The sequence below is a fragment of the Sphaerisporangium rhizosphaerae genome, from assembly GCF_042665155.1.
Classification (GTDB): domain Bacteria; phylum Actinomycetota; class Actinomycetes; order Streptosporangiales; family Streptosporangiaceae; genus Sphaerisporangium; species Sphaerisporangium rhizosphaerae.
In genome coordinates this window covers 1-15,049 of the sequence record NZ_JBHTCG010000034.1, presented here as the reverse complement: position 1 = coordinate 15,049, position 15,049 = coordinate 1, and the positions used below count along the sequence as shown (strand labels likewise).

Sequence of the window (15,049 nt, the reverse complement as noted above, 5' to 3'; positions counted from 1 at the left end):
CGCCCCGGGGTCCGGGGCCCGGCCCGCGCGAGAGAATGAAACCGTGTATTTCGCCCACGTCGGCGGTCGACTGGCCACCGGGCTGCGCGAGGTGACCACCGATCTCGGGGTCCTGGACGGGACCGGCTGGTGGGCCGTCGTGGTCACCTACGAAGGCAAGGTCACCTGCGCGCGTTTCGACCGGGTCGAGCGGGCGCCGCTGCCCCCGCCGTCCGGGCCGTGGCCGGCGTCCCTCGCGTGGACCACCTCGCTGGACCGGCAGGGGTACGAGGACGGCGTGCGGCGCATCCGCGCCTACATCGAGCAGGGCGAGGTCTACCAGGCCAACCTCTGCCGCGTGCTGACCGCCGGGCTGCCGCCGGATTCCGACCCGCTGGTGCTGGCCGCCCGGCTGGCGCGCGGCAACCCCGCCCCGTACGCGGCCGTCGTCCGCGTGCCGGGGATGGCCGTCGTGTCGGCCTCACCCGAGCTGTACCTGTCCCGCGACGGCGACGTGGTGGAGTCCCGGCCGATCAAGGGGACAGGGGTCACCGCCGGCGACCTGCTGGAGAAGGACCGCGCCGAGAACGTCATGATCGTCGACCTGGTGCGCAACGACCTCGGCCGGGTCGCCCGAGTGGGGTCGGTCACAGTCCCCGCCCTCTGCGAGATCGAGCAGCACCCCGGGCTGGTCCACCTGGTCTCCACCGTCCGGGCCGAACTCGCCGACGGCCAGGGGTGGCCGGAGCTGTTCGCCGCCACCTTCCCGCCCGGCTCGGTGAGCGGCGCGCCGAAGTCCTCCGCGGTTCGTATCATCAATGAACTCGAACCTGAGCCACGGGGGCCGTACTGTGGGGCGGTGGGCTGGGTCGACGCCGACCGGCGGCGGGCCGCGCTGGCCGTGGGCATCCGCACCTTCTGGGTCGAGCACGACCTCATCCGATTCGGCACCGGAGCCGGCATCACCTGGGGCTCCGATCCGCGGCGCGAGTGGCGGGAGACCGAGCTCAAGGCTTCCCGTCTCGTCGCGCTCGCCTCCGGGAGGGGCTGACGAAGCAAGAATGGAGATTGGACAGATGAACGTTCCGGTCTGGGTCAACGGCGAGCTGCTCGACCCCGCGCAGGCCAGCGTCTCGGTCTTCGACCACGGACTGATGGTCGGCGACGGCGTGTTCGAGACGATCAAGTGCATGAACGGCGGGTCGTTCGCGCTCACGCGGCACCTGGACCGTCTGAAGCTCTCGGCCGAACGCCTGGGCCTGCCCGAGCCCGACCTGGACGCGATCGCGGACGGCGTGCGCGCCTGCCTGGCCGCGGCCCCGCCGTGGCCGCTCGGCCGCATCCGCATCACCTACACCAGCGGCAACGGCCCTCTCGGCTCCGACCGAGGCAACCAGGGCACCACCGCCGTGGTGATCGTGGGCGCCCAGGCCCCGTTCCCCGAGAGCGCCGCCGTCACCGTGGTGCCGTGGCCGCGCAACGAGCGCGGCGCGCTCGCCGGGATCAAGAGCACCTCCTACGGCGACAACGCCAAGGCGCTGGCCTACGCCAAGGAGCGCGGCGGCCAGGAGGCCATCTTCGCCAACCTCGCGGGCGACCTGTGCGAAGGCACCGGCAGCAACATCTTCATCGTCCGCGACGGCACCCTGGTCACTCCGACCATCGCCTCCGGCTGCCTGGCCGGCGTGACCCGCGCGCTGGCGCTGGAGTGGCACGGAGGCGAGGAGACCGACGTGCCGATCTCGGCCCTGTACGAGGCGGAGGAGGCGTTCCTGACCTCCACCACCCGCGACGTCCAGCCCATCCGCCTGGTGGACGACACCGTGCTCCCCGCCGCGCCCGGCCCGATCACCGCCAAGGCGATGCGGGTGTTCGCCGAGCGCAGCGCGGCCGACATCGACCCCTGAGCACCCCGAGTCGTCATCGTCGTCTGATCACCGGGGCCGGCGGCGGCCCCGGTGATCAGACGACCGGCATGGCCCCGCGCGCGCCGGAGGTCACTCGGGGTAGGCCACCTGGGTCTGGGCGTTCAGCTCGGCCGTCGTCACCTTCTTGGCCGGGTCGGTGAGCGGATCGTCGACCGCGATCACGTCCAGGCCCTTGGTGATGTCGCTGGAGTAGATGTAGCCGTTGTAGTAGTACGCCGACCACGACCCGCCGAGCCGCGGCTCGTCGCCGGAGGCGCTGAGCGGCGCCGGGTCGACGTAGGCGATCTCCTTGGGGTGGTCGGGGTCGGTGAAGTCGACCACCGACACGCCGCCCTGGTACCAGGCCTGCACCATGATCGTCTTGCCGGGGACGGGGAGCAGCGCGCCGTTGTGCGCCACGCAGTTCTCCGTCGCGGTCTGGTAGCGGGGAAGCTTGTAGTACGCCCTGCGCTCCAGCTTACGGTCGCCGGTGATGTCGTAGACCGCGTCGGCGCCCTTGTCCGGCCCGGTCTTGGCGTCGCACGCCGGGGCGACCCCGCCGCCCAGCTCGTCGGAGAAGATCACCCGCTTGCCGTCGTTGCTGAAGGTCGCCGAGTGCCAGATGGAGAAGTTCTCGGTGTCGGTGATCTGCTGGAGCACCTTCGGCCGCACCCGGTCGGAGATGTCCATCAGGATGCCGTTGCCGATGCACGCGCCCGCGGCCAGGTCCTTCTCGGGGTAGACCGTGATGTCGTGGCAGCCGCTGGTCGCGCCCGGCTGAGTGTCGTCGTCGGCGCCCCCGTCGGTGAACAGCAGCGGCTGGGCGACGATCTTCGCCTGCGCGGGCGCGGCCACCGGCACCTCGACGATGGCGATCGAGTCGTGCGGCGGCTTGCAGGTCGAGGAGTTCTCGTCCGGCCCGAACGAGGACACGTACAGGTAGACCTTGCCGGGGTCGTCCTTGGCGGGCACCAGCGTGTGGGTGTGCGAGCCGCACGCCGTGGCCAGGGACTTGACGTAGCGCGGATGGGCCTTGTCGGAGATGTCGAAGATCCGCACGCCCTCCCAGCCGCCGAGCGGGTCGCCGGGGGAGCTGTCGCACGTGTCGCCGTCCCGCGGGTCGTCCACCGACAGGAACAGCAGGTTCCCGGTGACCGAGATGTCGTTCTGCCCGCCGGGGCACACCACCCGCGTCACCACCTTGGGCTTGGTGGGGTCGCTGATGTCGTGGACCGTGAAGCCCTCGTAGTTGCCGACGTAGGCGTAGTCCCCCTGGAAGGCCAGGTCGGTGCCCCACGCCTCATGGCCGTCGAACGGCGCCGACAGCGGGACCCGGGCCACGACCCTGGCGTTGGCGCTGCGCCGCTCGGCTTCTGGGGCGGCGGAGGAACCCGGCGAGGCCGCCGCGGCGGCGCCGGTGGACGGCGCCGGGGCGGACGGGGACGCTTGCCCCGGATCGGCGGCGCATGCCCCGAGCAGCAGGACCGCGCCCACCGCGGACGCGAACACGCCGATCCGCCGCCTGCCCACAATGCCCCCCGTGCCTCGTACCCCATATGGGAATCTGTCGCAGTATGGAAGCTATGTCGATCCGGAGCCGCGTGTGCGGGGTTTGTGTAACGGTTGTGCTGGCATCCGGGCTGGCTTCCACCATCACCGCCTGCACGAGCCGGAGCCCGCGGACGGGCGAGCCCGTCGTCGCCGGGACCGGCGCCCCGGTGATCGTCCCGGGCGCCCCGGGGGACCGTGGACGCACCGCCGAGCCGGGCGAGCGGGTCGGCACCGCGGGCCGGGGGCCGTCCGCCGCCGACGTCCGCTTCGCCGAGCGCATGGTTCCGCACCATCGCCAGGCCCTGGAGATGGCCGACCTGGCCCCCTCACGGGCCGCCGGGCCGGGGGTACGACGATTGGCCGGGCGCATCTCGGCCGGTCAGCGGCCCGAGATCGACGTGATGACGCGCTGGCTGCGGGCGCTCGGCCGCCAGGCCGCCGACGGTCACGACGGTCACGGGGCCTCACCGGGCCCCGACGCGTACGGCATGGCGAGCCTTGGGGAGATGAACCGGCTGCGCGCCTCGCGGGGCGCGGCCTTCGACGCGCTGTTCCTGCGCCTGATGATCAGGCACCACGAGGGGGCGCTCAAGATGGCGGGGGAGGAACTGGCGGGCGGCGCCGACCAGATCATGCGGAAGATGGCCCAGGACATGGCGTCCGGGCAGCGCGTGGAGATCGGCAGGATGCGCGCGCTGATGCACTAAGCGGGGCGGGGCGGCCGATGGGGCGGGCCGGCTGGGCGGGTCAGGAGCTCCACAGCATGTTGGTCAGTTCCTCGTCCAGGTCCATGAAGTCGGTCTCGCGACCGGCGGACACCAGCTCGTAGGTGCGGTGCAGGAACTCGGTCAGCGGCGGCAGCGGCACCTCGAACAGGGCCTGGCCGAAGGGGGAGGTGAGGCTGATGTTCAGCGTCCGCTCGCCGTCGGCCCTGGCCGGCCACACCTGCACGTCTCCGTCGCCCACCCGCCTGACGATGCCGACGGTGAGCAGCTCGCGGGCGAAGATCCACTCGACCGGTTCGTCGTTCCCCACGTGGAAGGCCATCCTGATGGCGTACGGGTCGTCGGCGGTGTAGCTCAGTCCGGCGAGCAGGGGGACGGTCGTACGGTCGGGGACCACAAGTCGAAGGCCCAGCTCGGCAGAGACGGTGGCGTTCATCGTCAGCCAAACCTTTCGTCGGTGGGTCCCCTGCGCGGGGCCTGGGTTGCGGTGCTCTGAAGGACTTCGCTCGGAGCTGTGTCTGCGAAACGAAGAGACCTGGAGGAGAGATTCCGCTCCTGGGCCCTTCTGTAACGCATATCACAGCCCGACATTTGCGCCTCTACCTGGTCAAACATCGCTTAGAGGTGCGTGTTTGCAAGGGTTTTAGCTGTCGTCCTGCCGTCCTACAGGGCATCTGCGGGTGTGTCGGAGTAAAGATCATAAGTGGTGCGATTCGGATGAGTATGGGGCATGACGATGCTATGACAACAGGGCGCCACGCCGCCGGACTCCCGGGAACCTTCCCCACTGGATCTTCGCCTCGCTTCGCCAGGACCCTCCGGAGTGAGGTATGGTTTTCCCCGTCGGCAGGCACTCCGAGCGGGGCGCAGGCCACGGCGAAGGGCGATTAGCTCAGCGGGAGAGCGCTTCGTTCACACCGAAGAGGTCACTGGTTCGATCCCAGTATCGCCCACCACGTCACAGGCCGCTTCCCTTTCGGGGAAGCGGCCTTCGTCGTCTTCCGGGCGACCGTGGCCGGCCTCCGCGTGCCGCCCGGTCGCCCGCGGCCTGTCCGCGGCCAGGGGGGCGCGAACTCCCGACTTCCTCCCGACTTCGCCGAGCGGATGGCGACTCGCGGTGCCGCGGCGGGGCGGCCGGGGAAGGTGACGCAGGGGAAGGGTTCCGTCACTCGCGTTGACATTACTTCATGGTTTACCTACCTTTTTTGTAGGTATATTGGAGGTGGACCGTGAACGCGGTGACGGTGGCCGACCGGCTGATGCCCGATCTCACGGCGGGGGGTCCGCCCGCGGGCCTCCCCGTGCTCGTCCGCGGAATGGGGCCCGGGCTCGCCGGGGTCCTCGCGCCGCTCACGGAGGGACGCGGCGGCCGGTTCTCCCGCGACCGCCGCGGGGAGGTGGTCTACCTGCCGTCGGGCGGCGAGCCCGTGCTCTACCTGGGTTCGGCCAGGGGAGTGCCCTGCCACGCCGCGATCGCCTATCGGCCGAGCGGAGCTCTGGCCCCCGAGCCCCGGTTCGCCGCGCCGGAGGCGCTGCCGCGCGGCCCGGCGCACTTCCGGCGCGAGGTGTGGCCGCTGGTGGCCAAGGACCTCGGTTACGCCTACTACCACGACCTGATCACCGCCCACCCCGGGCGGGTCCGGACGACCTGGGAGGACTTCGCCCCCGCCTACGCCGCCGAGGAGTGGGGGAGCAGGGCGGTGCGCGCGCTGATCAGGCGCGCCGTGCCGCGCTTCGCCGACCGGCTGGACCTGGACCGGCTCGATCGCCCGCTCGCCGGCATCCGATTCGGCGACCGCGCCGGGCTGCAGCGCTGGATGCGCGGCTACCTGCACGCCGACCTGGCCAGGCGCGCCGACCCCTCCTTCAGCGCCGACCTTGCCCTGGCGCGCGCGCTCCGCCGGGCCCGGGACGGGCTGGCCGGAACGCGGCACGCCGACCCCTGGCTCGACGGCCTCACCCGCTTCCTCGCCGAGGGGCCGCCGGCCGCCGAGCTGGTGGAGCTCGGCGCGCTCGCCGCCGCCGGCATCGTCGTGTTCCTCGGCGGCGACCTGCAGGTCCGGCCGCACGGGCGCGAGGAGGTGTGGCGGGTGTCCGGCTCGGCCTGGCCGGGCGCGGTCGAGGTCCACGCCGTCCTGGACACGCGCGACATCGTGGACAAGCAGGAGGAGTACCGCTGAGAGGCTCGGGCCGCGCCGGCGGCCGGGGTTCAGCACTGGCCGTCGGCCAGCACCCAGTAGTTCGGGCCGGTCTGCCTGAGCGCGTGGACGGTGAAGGTGTTCCACAGGCCCATGGCGTCGTTGGAGCCGTTGGCGTAGGTGTAGCCGCCCGACTGGTGCGCCCGCCCCGCGGAGGTGTGGGCGTAGTTGCTCGCCCGCACGCACGTCCCCGGCACGGTCGGAGTGGGCGTCGGGGTCGGGGTGACCGTCGGCGTCGGAGTCGGGGTCGGCTGGGCCCCGCCGTCCAGGCGGAAGAACAGCGCGTCGTGGTAGGCCGAGCAGATCGTGTCCAGGAAGTAGGCCGCCGTGGCGCCGCACTGGCCGGCCGCGCTCCCGGGGTCGACCGGCAGGCCGTGGCCCATCCCGGCGATCTCGTAGAGCCGCACGTCGTCGGCTCCGTACACCCGCAGCGTCGTGCCGCCGGTGAGCGACCTCGTCGAGGTCGCGGTCTGGGACACCCCACGGACGTTGGTCCACTGGTCGCGCAGCTGCGTGCCGTTCGCCGGGGTGACGGTGTAGTCCGACTGGCCCTGCCAGATCGCGACGCGCGGGTACGGCCCGGAGTAGCCGGGGTAGGCGCCGCGCACCAGCTCGCCCCACTGCTGCGGGGTCTTGGACGTCGCGCCGTACTGGCAGCCGGACGCCTCGGTCAGGCTGGTCGCGCAGCGGTAGGCCAGCCCCGCCCCGATCGACCCCGCGGCGAAGACGTCGGGATAGGTGGCCAGCATGACCGCCGACATGGCGCCGCCGGCCGACAGGCCGCTGACGTACACCCGGGCCGGGTCGGAGCCGTAGGTGGCGACCGCGTAGGCCACCATGGCGCGGATCGAGGCCGCCTCGCCCTGTCCGCGAGCGGTGTCGCCGGTCTGGAACCAGTTGAAGCAACTGGAGGAGTTGTTGGCGCTGCCGGTCTGCGGCAGCACGAGCGTGAAGCCCCACTGGTCGGCGTACTTGCGCCAGCCGGAGTTGGCGAAGTAGCCGCTCGCGTTCTGGGTGCAGCCGTGCAGGAGCACCACCAGCGGACGGCCGCTCGCCAGCCCGTCGGGCCGGTAGGCGTACATGGCGAGGGCGCCGGGGTTGGCGCCGAACGAGCCCACCTGGACCAGCGAGGCGGCGCCCGCCGGCGGGGCGGTCAGCGTGGCGCCGAACAGGCCGGCGAGCGCGAGCAGGACGGCCGTCAGGAAGGAGGCGGCCCGCGCGGGCCCGGCTCGGCGAGAGGGGGGAGAGGGGGGTGATGGGACCATGGGGGCTCCTAATGTGACCTGGCTCACGGCCTTTCAGCGCACGGTAGATCTCCGGTGCGCGTTCCGACATGTCCGCGAAACACACTTTCCGTGGTGCTGTCATGGACCCTCGTACGGCCGGGCGCGCGGCCGGCGCTGAAAATTTCACCTCGCGCGCGGGGCTTCCCCGCAGGACGCATGGCCGCCGTCCACGCCCCCGCCCTGGGGGTTGACCCCTCCGGGCCCCGGTGCGTTGATGCGACCGCCGGCGGTCCCGCGCACCGGGTCCGCCGAACCGCGAACCTCCGACCGAGAAAGGTGACCCATGCGCTCGAGCAAACGCTGGGCGGTCGCCGTGGCGGCGGCGCTGATCACCGCGCTGGCCACCCCCGCCCACGCGGCGGCGCCCGTACCGCCGCCCTCCCCCTCGCCGAGGCCCACGCCGACCCTCGCCGACACCGAGCCGCCGTCCCAGCCGACCGGGCTGTGGGAGTGCGCGGCCGACTACACCGGCGCGGTGCCGTTCTGCTGGCGGCCCTCCACCGACAACGTCGGGGTCGTCGCCTACGACGTCTCCATGCTGCAGGGCGACGTCTTCTCCCGCATCGGCACGGTGACGGTGACCTCCGCCAACGCCGACCGGCCCTACTTCGCCGCGACGAACCTGGTGCCGGGCCGGCTCTACAGCTTCCGGGTGATCGCCAGGGACGCCGCGGGCAACCAGAGCGTCCCGTCCGCGCTCTACACCGCCCGCGCCCAGCAGGGCCTGCCCCCGCCCAGCCCGAGCCCCTCGCCGACGCCCACCCCCACCCCCACGCCCTCCACCCCGGTCCCCGTCCCCGCCTGCCGGGTGGCCTACTCGGCCGTCGACTGGGGCACCGGCCTGTCGGCGAACGTGCGCGTCACCAACCTCGGCACCATCCCGATCAAGAACTGGACGCTGCGGCTGGCCTTCTCGGGGAACCAGACGGTCACCGTCGTCTGGAACGCGACCGCCACCCAGGCGCCGCCCTGGGTCACCTTCGCCGCCCCGGCCTGGCAGCAGGCGATCGACGCGGGCCAGACCTACTCCTTCGGCTTCAACGCCTCCTACAGCGGCGTCAACGACCGGCCGACCGGCTTCCTGCTCAACGGCGTGCCCTGCACGGTGACCTTCCCGGCCTGACCGGCGCCGGAGAACGGCCTCGCCGCCCGCGCCGGGAGCGGATTTACCGCGCAAGTGGAATATCCCAACGGAAACTTTCACCGGCGTGTGACACGGGGCACGCGCCGCCCCGGCCGGGTGGGGCGAAGATGCGCAGCTCAGGGCCGGTGACCTCGAAGCGGCCTTGAGGCGGCCTGGAGCGGGCGTCCACCCGAGCCCGCGGGGCGTTGACTAGGGGTGGCTCGCACTTGATTCTGGGGTGGGCGCTCACCGGTCCGGCCACATGTGGACGGCGCCGGGCGAGACGACCTCGAGGTCCATGGACGGGATGACGAGGACCAGCGGAAAGGCAGGCGCCGACGCCTGCGCCCTGAACTTCCCGTATCTCGCGGGCGGGCGGAACTCGGTGCGCGTACGCGCGCGGCGGGAACCGTCCCGAGGCAGACCGCGAGGACGGTTCCCACCCCCGGCCGTCCGGCCGCGGTCCCGCATGGCCTCATGCCGTGCCGGGGCCATGCGCGGCGGCCACACAGACCAAGAGGTGACTCATGAACGTCGACAGGTTCTCCGGACCGGTGCTCTCGCTGTTCCGCTTCGTGACAGGCCTGCTGTTCCTGTGCCATGGGCTGTCGTCCGTCTTCGGCGTCCTCGGCGGCAACCGCGGCTCGGGCCATGCCATCCCCTTCGGCACCTGGCCCGGCTGGTGGGCCGCGGCGATCCAACTGGTCTTCGGCGCGCTCGTCCTCGTCGGACTGTTCACCCGCGTCAGCGCCGTGCTGGCGTCGGGTTCCATGGCCTACGCCTACTTCACGGTGCACCAGCCGCAGGCCCTGCTGCCGCTGAACAACGGCGGTGAGGCGGCGGCGATGTTCTGCTGGGCCTTCCTGCTCATCGCGGTGCTGGGCCCGGGCGTGTGGGCGCTGGACACCGTCCTGCAGCGCTCCCGCGCCACCGAGCCGGGTGGCGTCCCCGCCAGGTGGGGCTTCGCCCGCGGGGCCGCCGCGGCGGTCCAGCCCCGGACGAGGTGACCGGTCCGCACATGAGCCACCGGCGGTACGCGATCGCGTACCGCCGGTGGAACCGGGGGATCCGGCCGGCCCGTTCTCGGCCGGCGCGGCCTCATGGACGACGGCCGGCGGACTGCTTCACCTTCCCGGCGCCGGCACCGCATGGCGTCCTGGCCCCTGGCGAGCCGCGCAGGGCCTCGCGGTGGTGGCGGTACTCGTCGTCGTCGATCTCGCCGTCGGCGAACCTGCGGAACAGCATGTCCTCCTCGCAGGAGCGCCCGCCGGGGAGCAGGTCGTCGAGCGGGTCGTGCAGTATGACCTTGACCCCGCCGATCACCGCTCCGCAGAGCAGGACGAAGCTGAAGGTGGCGAGCAGCATCTCGGAGTTGCTCAGTGCGAAACCGTACAGGTACATCTGCATGATCTTCTCTTCTCTCGGCACGCGTTGTGACGCGGTGGGCCGTGGCGCGAGCCGGTGGCGAGGGACGCACGGCCCATGGGGACAAGGTCAGGCCACGGGCGCCTCGGCGCTCGTCCGTCGCTTCGGTGCGAAGCGACCAGGGGACGCCGTGGCTCTGTGTTCCGTGACGGTGAGAGGCATGCGTTCATCGTGCTTCACTCTGGCTTGACCTGCCAGGACGCGTTCTACCCGGGAGAATTTAAGCTGGGTGTAACACTCCCACCCTAAAGCCGTAGATGTGTCGTAACGTGACGAAATGGACAGTGAGCGTCTCCTTGGTGACTTCCTCCGGGCCCGGCGCGAAGCCAAGGCCGTCGAGGAGGTCGGGATCAGGCGAGTAGGCCGCCGACGGACTCCGGGACTGCGCCGCGAGGAGGTGGCGATGCTGGCCGGCGTCAGCACCGACTACTACATCCGGCTGGAGCAGGGACGCGAGCGCCGCCCGTCCGAGCACGTGCTCGAGGCCCTCGCCCGCGTCCTGGACCTGGACTCCGACGCCACCGAGCACCTGTTCGAGCTCGCGCGCCCCAGGGTGCGGCGCCGCCAGGCCGCCGCCGCCCGCCACGAGGAGGCCAGCCCGCATCTGGTGCGCCTCCTGCACAGCTGGCAGGCCACCCCGGCGTTCGTCCACGGACGCTACATGGACATCCTCGCCGCCAACCCGATGGCCGACGCGCTTTACGCGGGGCTCGGCCACCGCGACAACCTCATGCGGATGACCTTCCTGGACCCCGCCGCGCGCGAGTTCTTCTTCGACTGGGAGCAGACCGCCTACAACAAGGCCGCGATGCTGCGCGCCGCCGCGGGCACCGATCCCGACGACCCGTTCCTGCCCAAGCTGGTGGAGGAGCTGTCCGCCCACAGCGACGAGTTCCGCCGCCTTTGGGCGCGCCACGACGTGCGCAGCACCGGCCAGGAGTGGAAGCACTTCCACCACCGCGAGGTCGGCGAGCTCCAGCTGGCCTACGAGTCGTTCTCCGTCAACAGCGCGCCCGGGCAGCAGCTGGTCATCCTGCAGGCCGAACCGGGCAGCCTCTCCGAGCACGCCCTCAGCCTGCTCGCCGGCCTGGTCGCCCGCGACATCGCCCGTAGCGGCGCTTCCGGGGACCCGCGCACGGCCCCCGAACCCGAGGCCGCCCTGGCCCTGCCCGGCGGGCCGGCCATGGGAGGCCACATCGGCGTGCCCTCCGCGACCTGGCGGACCCGCTGGTGAGGACCTGTATGGCCGGCGTCGGCCGGCGGCCGGGCGGGTGGTCACGCACGCGCTGGGCCGGTCCGCGCTGATCAGCGCAAGGACGGGGCGTCCCGCAGGGAGTCCACCGGCGCGCCGAACCAGCGCGACAGCGCCGCTCTGAGCGCCCGCCGGTCCTGCTCGCCCGGACGGGCGGCGCCGGTGGCCCAGGCCACGTAGCAGTCCGGCCGCAGCAGCAGCGCGGTGACCGGCGCGGTCCCGCCCGCGTCCCCCTCGGGTGGGGCGGCCAGGCGGCCGGCGACGGCGTCCACCCGGTCACGCCAGCCGGACGCCTCCGCCGCCAGTGAGCCGTCCTCGGTCAGGTCCAGCAGCAGCGGCCGGGCGCTCGCGGTGAGCTCGGCGAGCCGGACCGGGCCCGCCCCGGTGTCCAGCGTCAGATCCGGAGCCCATCCTCCGACCAGCGGATGGGCCTCACCCTCCCCGCCCATGTCGTACCGGACGTCCGCACCCGCCATCGTGGCGGCGATGTGCCGGACGGCGCCCGGGTCGCGCAACAGCTCGCCGAACAGCTCGCGCAGCGAGGTGACATCGCCGCCCGGGGCGATCAGCGCGGACTGCGCCCGGGTGTGCATGATCACCCGCTCGGCCGCCGGTCGCCGCTCGGCCTCGTAGCTGTCCAGCAGCCCAGGCGGCGCCCAGCCGTGGATCTCGGCGGCGAGTTTCCATCCCAGGTTGATGGTGTCCTGCAGGCCGAGGTTGAGGCCGGGGCCGCCGATCGCGCTGTGCACGTGGGCGGCGTCCCCGGCCAGCAGCACGCGGCGGTCGCGGAAGCGGTCGGCCAGGCGGGTGTTCCCGCCGGTCAGCCGGCGCAGCATGTGCGGTCCCTCGCCTCGCGGCGGGCCGAACGGCACATCCACGCCGAGCACGCGCCGCAGGCTCGCGCGCAGCTCCTCCAGGGTGAGCGGGGCGGTGGCGTCCTCCCGCGCCCCCGGCTCCCACTCGGCGGTCGTCATTATCGTCCCGGTCGGGAACGGGGCGTAGGCGAACATCCCGCGCTCGGTGCGGTGGTGCATGAACGGCGGGATGACGGCCCCGTAGCCGGGAAGGTCCAGCCCGCCCGTGGCCCGGTCGATGATGGTCTCCGGGACGCTGACGTGCGCGGTGCGGGAGGTGGTGTCGTCCTTGGTGACACCGGGGAAGCCGATGCCCGACAGCTTGCGCACCGCGCTGCGCCCGCCGTCCGCCCCCACCAGGTACCGCGCGGTGAGGCGGTAGGCGCCGTCCGGTCCGGAGATCTCGACGGTGACCCCGTCGTCGTCCTGCGACACCCCGGTCAGCTCGTGGCCCCGGCGGATCTCGACGCCGAGTTCGGTGGCGCGCTCCTCCAGCACGCGCTCGGCCTCGCGTTGCGGCACCTGCAGGATGTACAGCGGGTTGTCGCGATCGGCCAGCAGGTGCAGGTGCAGTGGCATCGCGCCGAACACGAAGCCCGGCTGCGGCTTCGGCGGGGGAGAGCCGCCGAGCCGCTCGTACAGGCCGCGGCGGTCGAGCATGCGCACCACCTGACCGACCAGGCCGTTGGCCTTGCCCTCCTGGGCGCGTTCGGCCAGCCGCTCCAGCACCAGCGGCCGCACCCCGGCCAGGCTCAGCTCGCAGGCCAGCATGAGCCCGTTGGGCCCGGCCCCGGCGATGACGACGTCGGCGGACACGGCCGCGGACCGGGACTCGGATTCGGACATGGGGGTTCTCCTCGCGTTCGGATGGCATGGCGAACAGGGCCGGCGGCGCCGGCCTGTCGATGGGCGTGCGGGCAGCGGTCGCGGCCCAAGGGGGCGTCGGCGACAGCCGTTGGACGGCCGGCCCGGGGCGGCCGGCGGTGTGAGGCCGGTGAACCGGCCGGATCAGCGGACGGCGGTGTGGAGCTGAGGCGGCTGGAGCTCTCGGATCGGGCGGGTGAAGCTCGTGGATCGGGCGGCTGGAGCTCTCGGATCAGGCGGGTGAAGCTCGTGGATCAGGCGGGTGGAGTCCTCGGATCGGGCAGGCCCGCGGAGATCCTGCCCAGAGCGTCGTGCAGCAGCGACATCAGCGGGGCCGAGCCGTTGGTGCGCACCCAGTGGTCCATGACCACGCCGAGCGCGGCACCGACCGCCGCCGCCACCAGGCGCGGGTAGAGATCGCGGACGACGTCGGTGCCGGTGCGCTCGGCGACCGCCGCGGCCAACTCGGCCTCGGCGATCGCGCCGGCCTTGAGGAACTCGCCGTGCATCGCCGGTTCGGCGAGCATGACGCGAAGCCCGGCGGCCCACTGGTCGTGGGACACCTCCGGCAGGGCGCCGGTGTCGTCCTTCGCCCTGTCGCCGTCCTCCCGCATGTCGAAGCGGGCCGTCACCGCGTTGACGACGGCCTCCCAGATGGGCTCGGACGCCGGCCGGGCGCGGAGCTCCGCCGCGATCAGCCGGGCGCGGTCGAGGTGCCGTGAGGCGATCGCCTCGGCCTTGCTGGAGAAGTAGTTGTTGAACGTGCGCGGAGAGACCCCGACGTCGGCGGCGATGTCCTCCACCCGGACGTTGTCCCAGCCGCGCTCGACGGTGAGCCGGATGGCCGCCCAGCTCAGGGCGATGCGGGTCTGCAGCTTCTTGCGTTCTCTCAGCCCCGCGCCGTCCTGTCCGATGTCCACGCCACCGACTCTAGCAAATAAGTGCGCGATCAGAAAAGATGCGGGACCCGCAATTTTTGCACAGGTGCCGGTCGTCGAGCGGCATGTCGGCCGTGCCGGAATCGCGCGTCCCGGCGCCGGTCGGAGGTCGCGACCGCGCCGGCGGGGACCCGTGCGCCTGGCCGCCCTCGAGAAGCCGGGGTGACTCCGGGTTGAGTTCTTAGGTTAGGCAAAGCTAAGTTACAGCGGGAGCCACGACCTGAAGGAGGCAGCCCATGGCCGTCGGCACCGAGGAGACCGCGGGTCCGGAGACCGGGGAGGTCTCCGCGTACCGGGTGTTCCGCGTGCGGGTGACCCGCGTGACCGGGCTCGGGCCGAGCTTCACGCGCGTCACCTTCACCGGCGACGACCTGGACCTGTTCGCCGGCCACGGGCTCGACCAGCGGATCAACCTGCTGTTCCCGATCCCGGGTCGCGGCTACCCGCACCTGCCGGAGGGCGGCGACTGGTACCGGCGGTGGCGGATGCTGCCGCAGGAGCACCGCAACCCCATCCGCACCTACACCGCGGGCGCCGTGCGCCCCGGCGCCCGCGAGCTCGACATCGACTTCGTGCTGCACGGGGCCGCCGGCCCGGCCTCCCGGTGGGCCTGTTCGGCCCGGCCCGGCGACCCGCTGGTGGTGGTCGGCCCGGACGCGCGCCATCGCGGCCCGGCCACCGGCCGCGAATGGGCTCCGCCGCCGGACGCGACACGACTGCTGATCGCGGGCGACGAGACCGCCGTCCCGGCCATCGCCGCCATCGCCGAGTCCCTGCCCGGCCACGTGCACGCCGAGGTCATCCTCGAGGTGCCCGACCCGGCGGACACCCGGGTTCTGCTCGTGCCGTCCGGCGTCCGCGTCACCTGGCTGCCCCGCGGCGGCGCGGAGGCGGGCGGGCACGGCCACGCCCACGGCGAGCGGTTGTCCGCCGCCGTCCGCGCGGCC

The 15,049-nt window shown here is 72.7% G+C and carries 14 protein-coding genes and 1 tRNA gene; 9 read left to right on the top strand and 6 right to left on the bottom strand.

Annotated elements, in window-relative coordinates:
* The first annotated feature begins 43 nt into the window (after window positions 1-43).
* Entirely contained in the window at window positions 44-1,030 is a 987-nt protein-coding gene (locus ACFQSB_RS33195; protein WP_380830781.1) for a chorismate-binding protein, read from the top strand.
* 25 nt (window positions 1,031-1,055) lie between these two features.
* Entirely contained in the window at window positions 1,056-1,886 is an 831-nt protein-coding gene (locus ACFQSB_RS33190) for an aminotransferase class IV (RefSeq protein WP_380830780.1), read from the top strand.
* A gap of 90 nt (window positions 1,887-1,976) precedes the next feature.
* Here the strand turns inward: ACFQSB_RS33190 and ACFQSB_RS33185 are convergent, their stop codons facing one another.
* Window positions 1,977-3,416 carry an LVIVD repeat-containing protein gene (locus tag ACFQSB_RS33185; protein ID WP_380830779.1) on the bottom strand — a complete coding sequence of 480 codons (1,440 nt, stop codon included), beginning with the start codon at window positions 3,414-3,416 and terminating at the stop codon, window positions 1,977-1,979.
* 95 nt (window positions 3,417-3,511) lie between these two features.
* Between ACFQSB_RS33185 and ACFQSB_RS33180 the strand changes: the two genes are divergently transcribed.
* Window positions 3,512-4,144, top strand: a complete 633-nt coding sequence (locus ACFQSB_RS33180) for a DUF305 domain-containing protein (RefSeq protein WP_380830778.1) — start codon at window positions 3,512-3,514, stop codon at window positions 4,142-4,144.
* 40 nt (window positions 4,145-4,184) lie between these two features.
* On the opposite strand, the gene ACFQSB_RS33175 is transcribed toward ACFQSB_RS33180, so the two are convergent.
* Entirely contained in the window at window positions 4,185-4,598 is a 414-nt protein-coding gene (locus tag ACFQSB_RS33175) for an SsgA family sporulation/cell division regulator (protein ID WP_248960202.1), read from the bottom strand.
* A 445-nt stretch (window positions 4,599-5,043) separates the two neighbouring features.
* On the opposite strand from ACFQSB_RS33175, the gene ACFQSB_RS33170 reads away from it, so the two are divergent.
* Together ACFQSB_RS33170 and ACFQSB_RS33165 are read left to right on the top strand one after the other, a co-directional pair.
* A tRNA-Val gene (locus tag ACFQSB_RS33170) sits at window positions 5,044-5,118 on the top strand.
* A gap of 273 nt (window positions 5,119-5,391) precedes the next feature.
* Entirely contained in the window at window positions 5,392-6,342 is a 951-nt protein-coding gene (locus tag ACFQSB_RS33165; RefSeq protein WP_380830777.1) for a hypothetical protein, read from the top strand.
* A 29-nt stretch (window positions 6,343-6,371) separates the two neighbouring features.
* On the opposite strand, the gene ACFQSB_RS33160 is transcribed toward ACFQSB_RS33165, so the two are convergent.
* Window positions 6,372-7,625, bottom strand: coding sequence for an extracellular catalytic domain type 1 short-chain-length polyhydroxyalkanoate depolymerase (locus ACFQSB_RS33160; RefSeq protein ID WP_380830776.1), 1,254 nt, complete (start codon window positions 7,623-7,625; stop codon window positions 6,372-6,374).
* A gap of 304 nt (window positions 7,626-7,929) precedes the next feature.
* Here ACFQSB_RS33160 and ACFQSB_RS33155 point away from each other — a divergent pair, with 304 nt between their 5' ends.
* Window positions 7,930-8,769, top strand: coding sequence for a cellulose binding domain-containing protein (locus ACFQSB_RS33155; protein ID WP_380830775.1), 840 nt, complete (start codon window positions 7,930-7,932; stop codon window positions 8,767-8,769).
* 527 nt (window positions 8,770-9,296) lie between these two features.
* On the top strand, window positions 9,297-9,776 hold the full coding sequence (locus tag ACFQSB_RS33150; RefSeq protein ID WP_354923758.1) for a DoxX family protein: 480 nt from the start codon (window positions 9,297-9,299) through the stop codon (window positions 9,774-9,776).
* A 91-nt stretch (window positions 9,777-9,867) separates the two neighbouring features.
* Here the strand turns inward: ACFQSB_RS33150 and ACFQSB_RS33145 are convergent, their stop codons facing one another.
* Window positions 9,868-10,176, bottom strand: coding sequence for an SHOCT domain-containing protein (locus tag ACFQSB_RS33145; RefSeq protein ID WP_380830774.1), 309 nt, complete (start codon window positions 10,174-10,176; stop codon window positions 9,868-9,870).
* Window positions 10,177-10,471: 295 nt separating this feature from the next.
* Between ACFQSB_RS33145 and ACFQSB_RS33140 the strand changes: the two genes are divergently transcribed.
* Complete coding sequence (locus ACFQSB_RS33140; RefSeq protein ID WP_380830773.1) at window positions 10,472-11,428, top strand: helix-turn-helix transcriptional regulator; 957 nt, start codon at window positions 10,472-10,474, stop codon at window positions 11,426-11,428.
* Between the two features lie 71 nt (window positions 11,429-11,499).
* On the opposite strand, the gene ACFQSB_RS33135 is transcribed toward ACFQSB_RS33140, so the two are convergent.
* Entirely contained in the window at window positions 11,500-13,146 is a 1,647-nt protein-coding gene (locus tag ACFQSB_RS33135; RefSeq protein WP_380830772.1) for an FAD-dependent monooxygenase, read from the bottom strand.
* Window positions 13,147-13,418: 272 nt separating this feature from the next.
* Window positions 13,419-14,084 carry a TetR/AcrR family transcriptional regulator gene (locus tag ACFQSB_RS33130; RefSeq protein ID WP_380830771.1) on the bottom strand — a complete coding sequence of 222 codons (666 nt, stop codon included), beginning with the start codon at window positions 14,082-14,084 and terminating at the stop codon, window positions 13,419-13,421.
* Window positions 14,085-14,338: 254 nt separating this feature from the next.
* Between ACFQSB_RS33130 and ACFQSB_RS33125 the strand changes: the two genes are divergently transcribed.
* Window positions 14,339-15,049, top strand: a 711-nt coding sequence (locus ACFQSB_RS33125) for a siderophore-interacting protein (RefSeq protein WP_380830770.1), incomplete at its 3' end; no start/stop codon positions are given.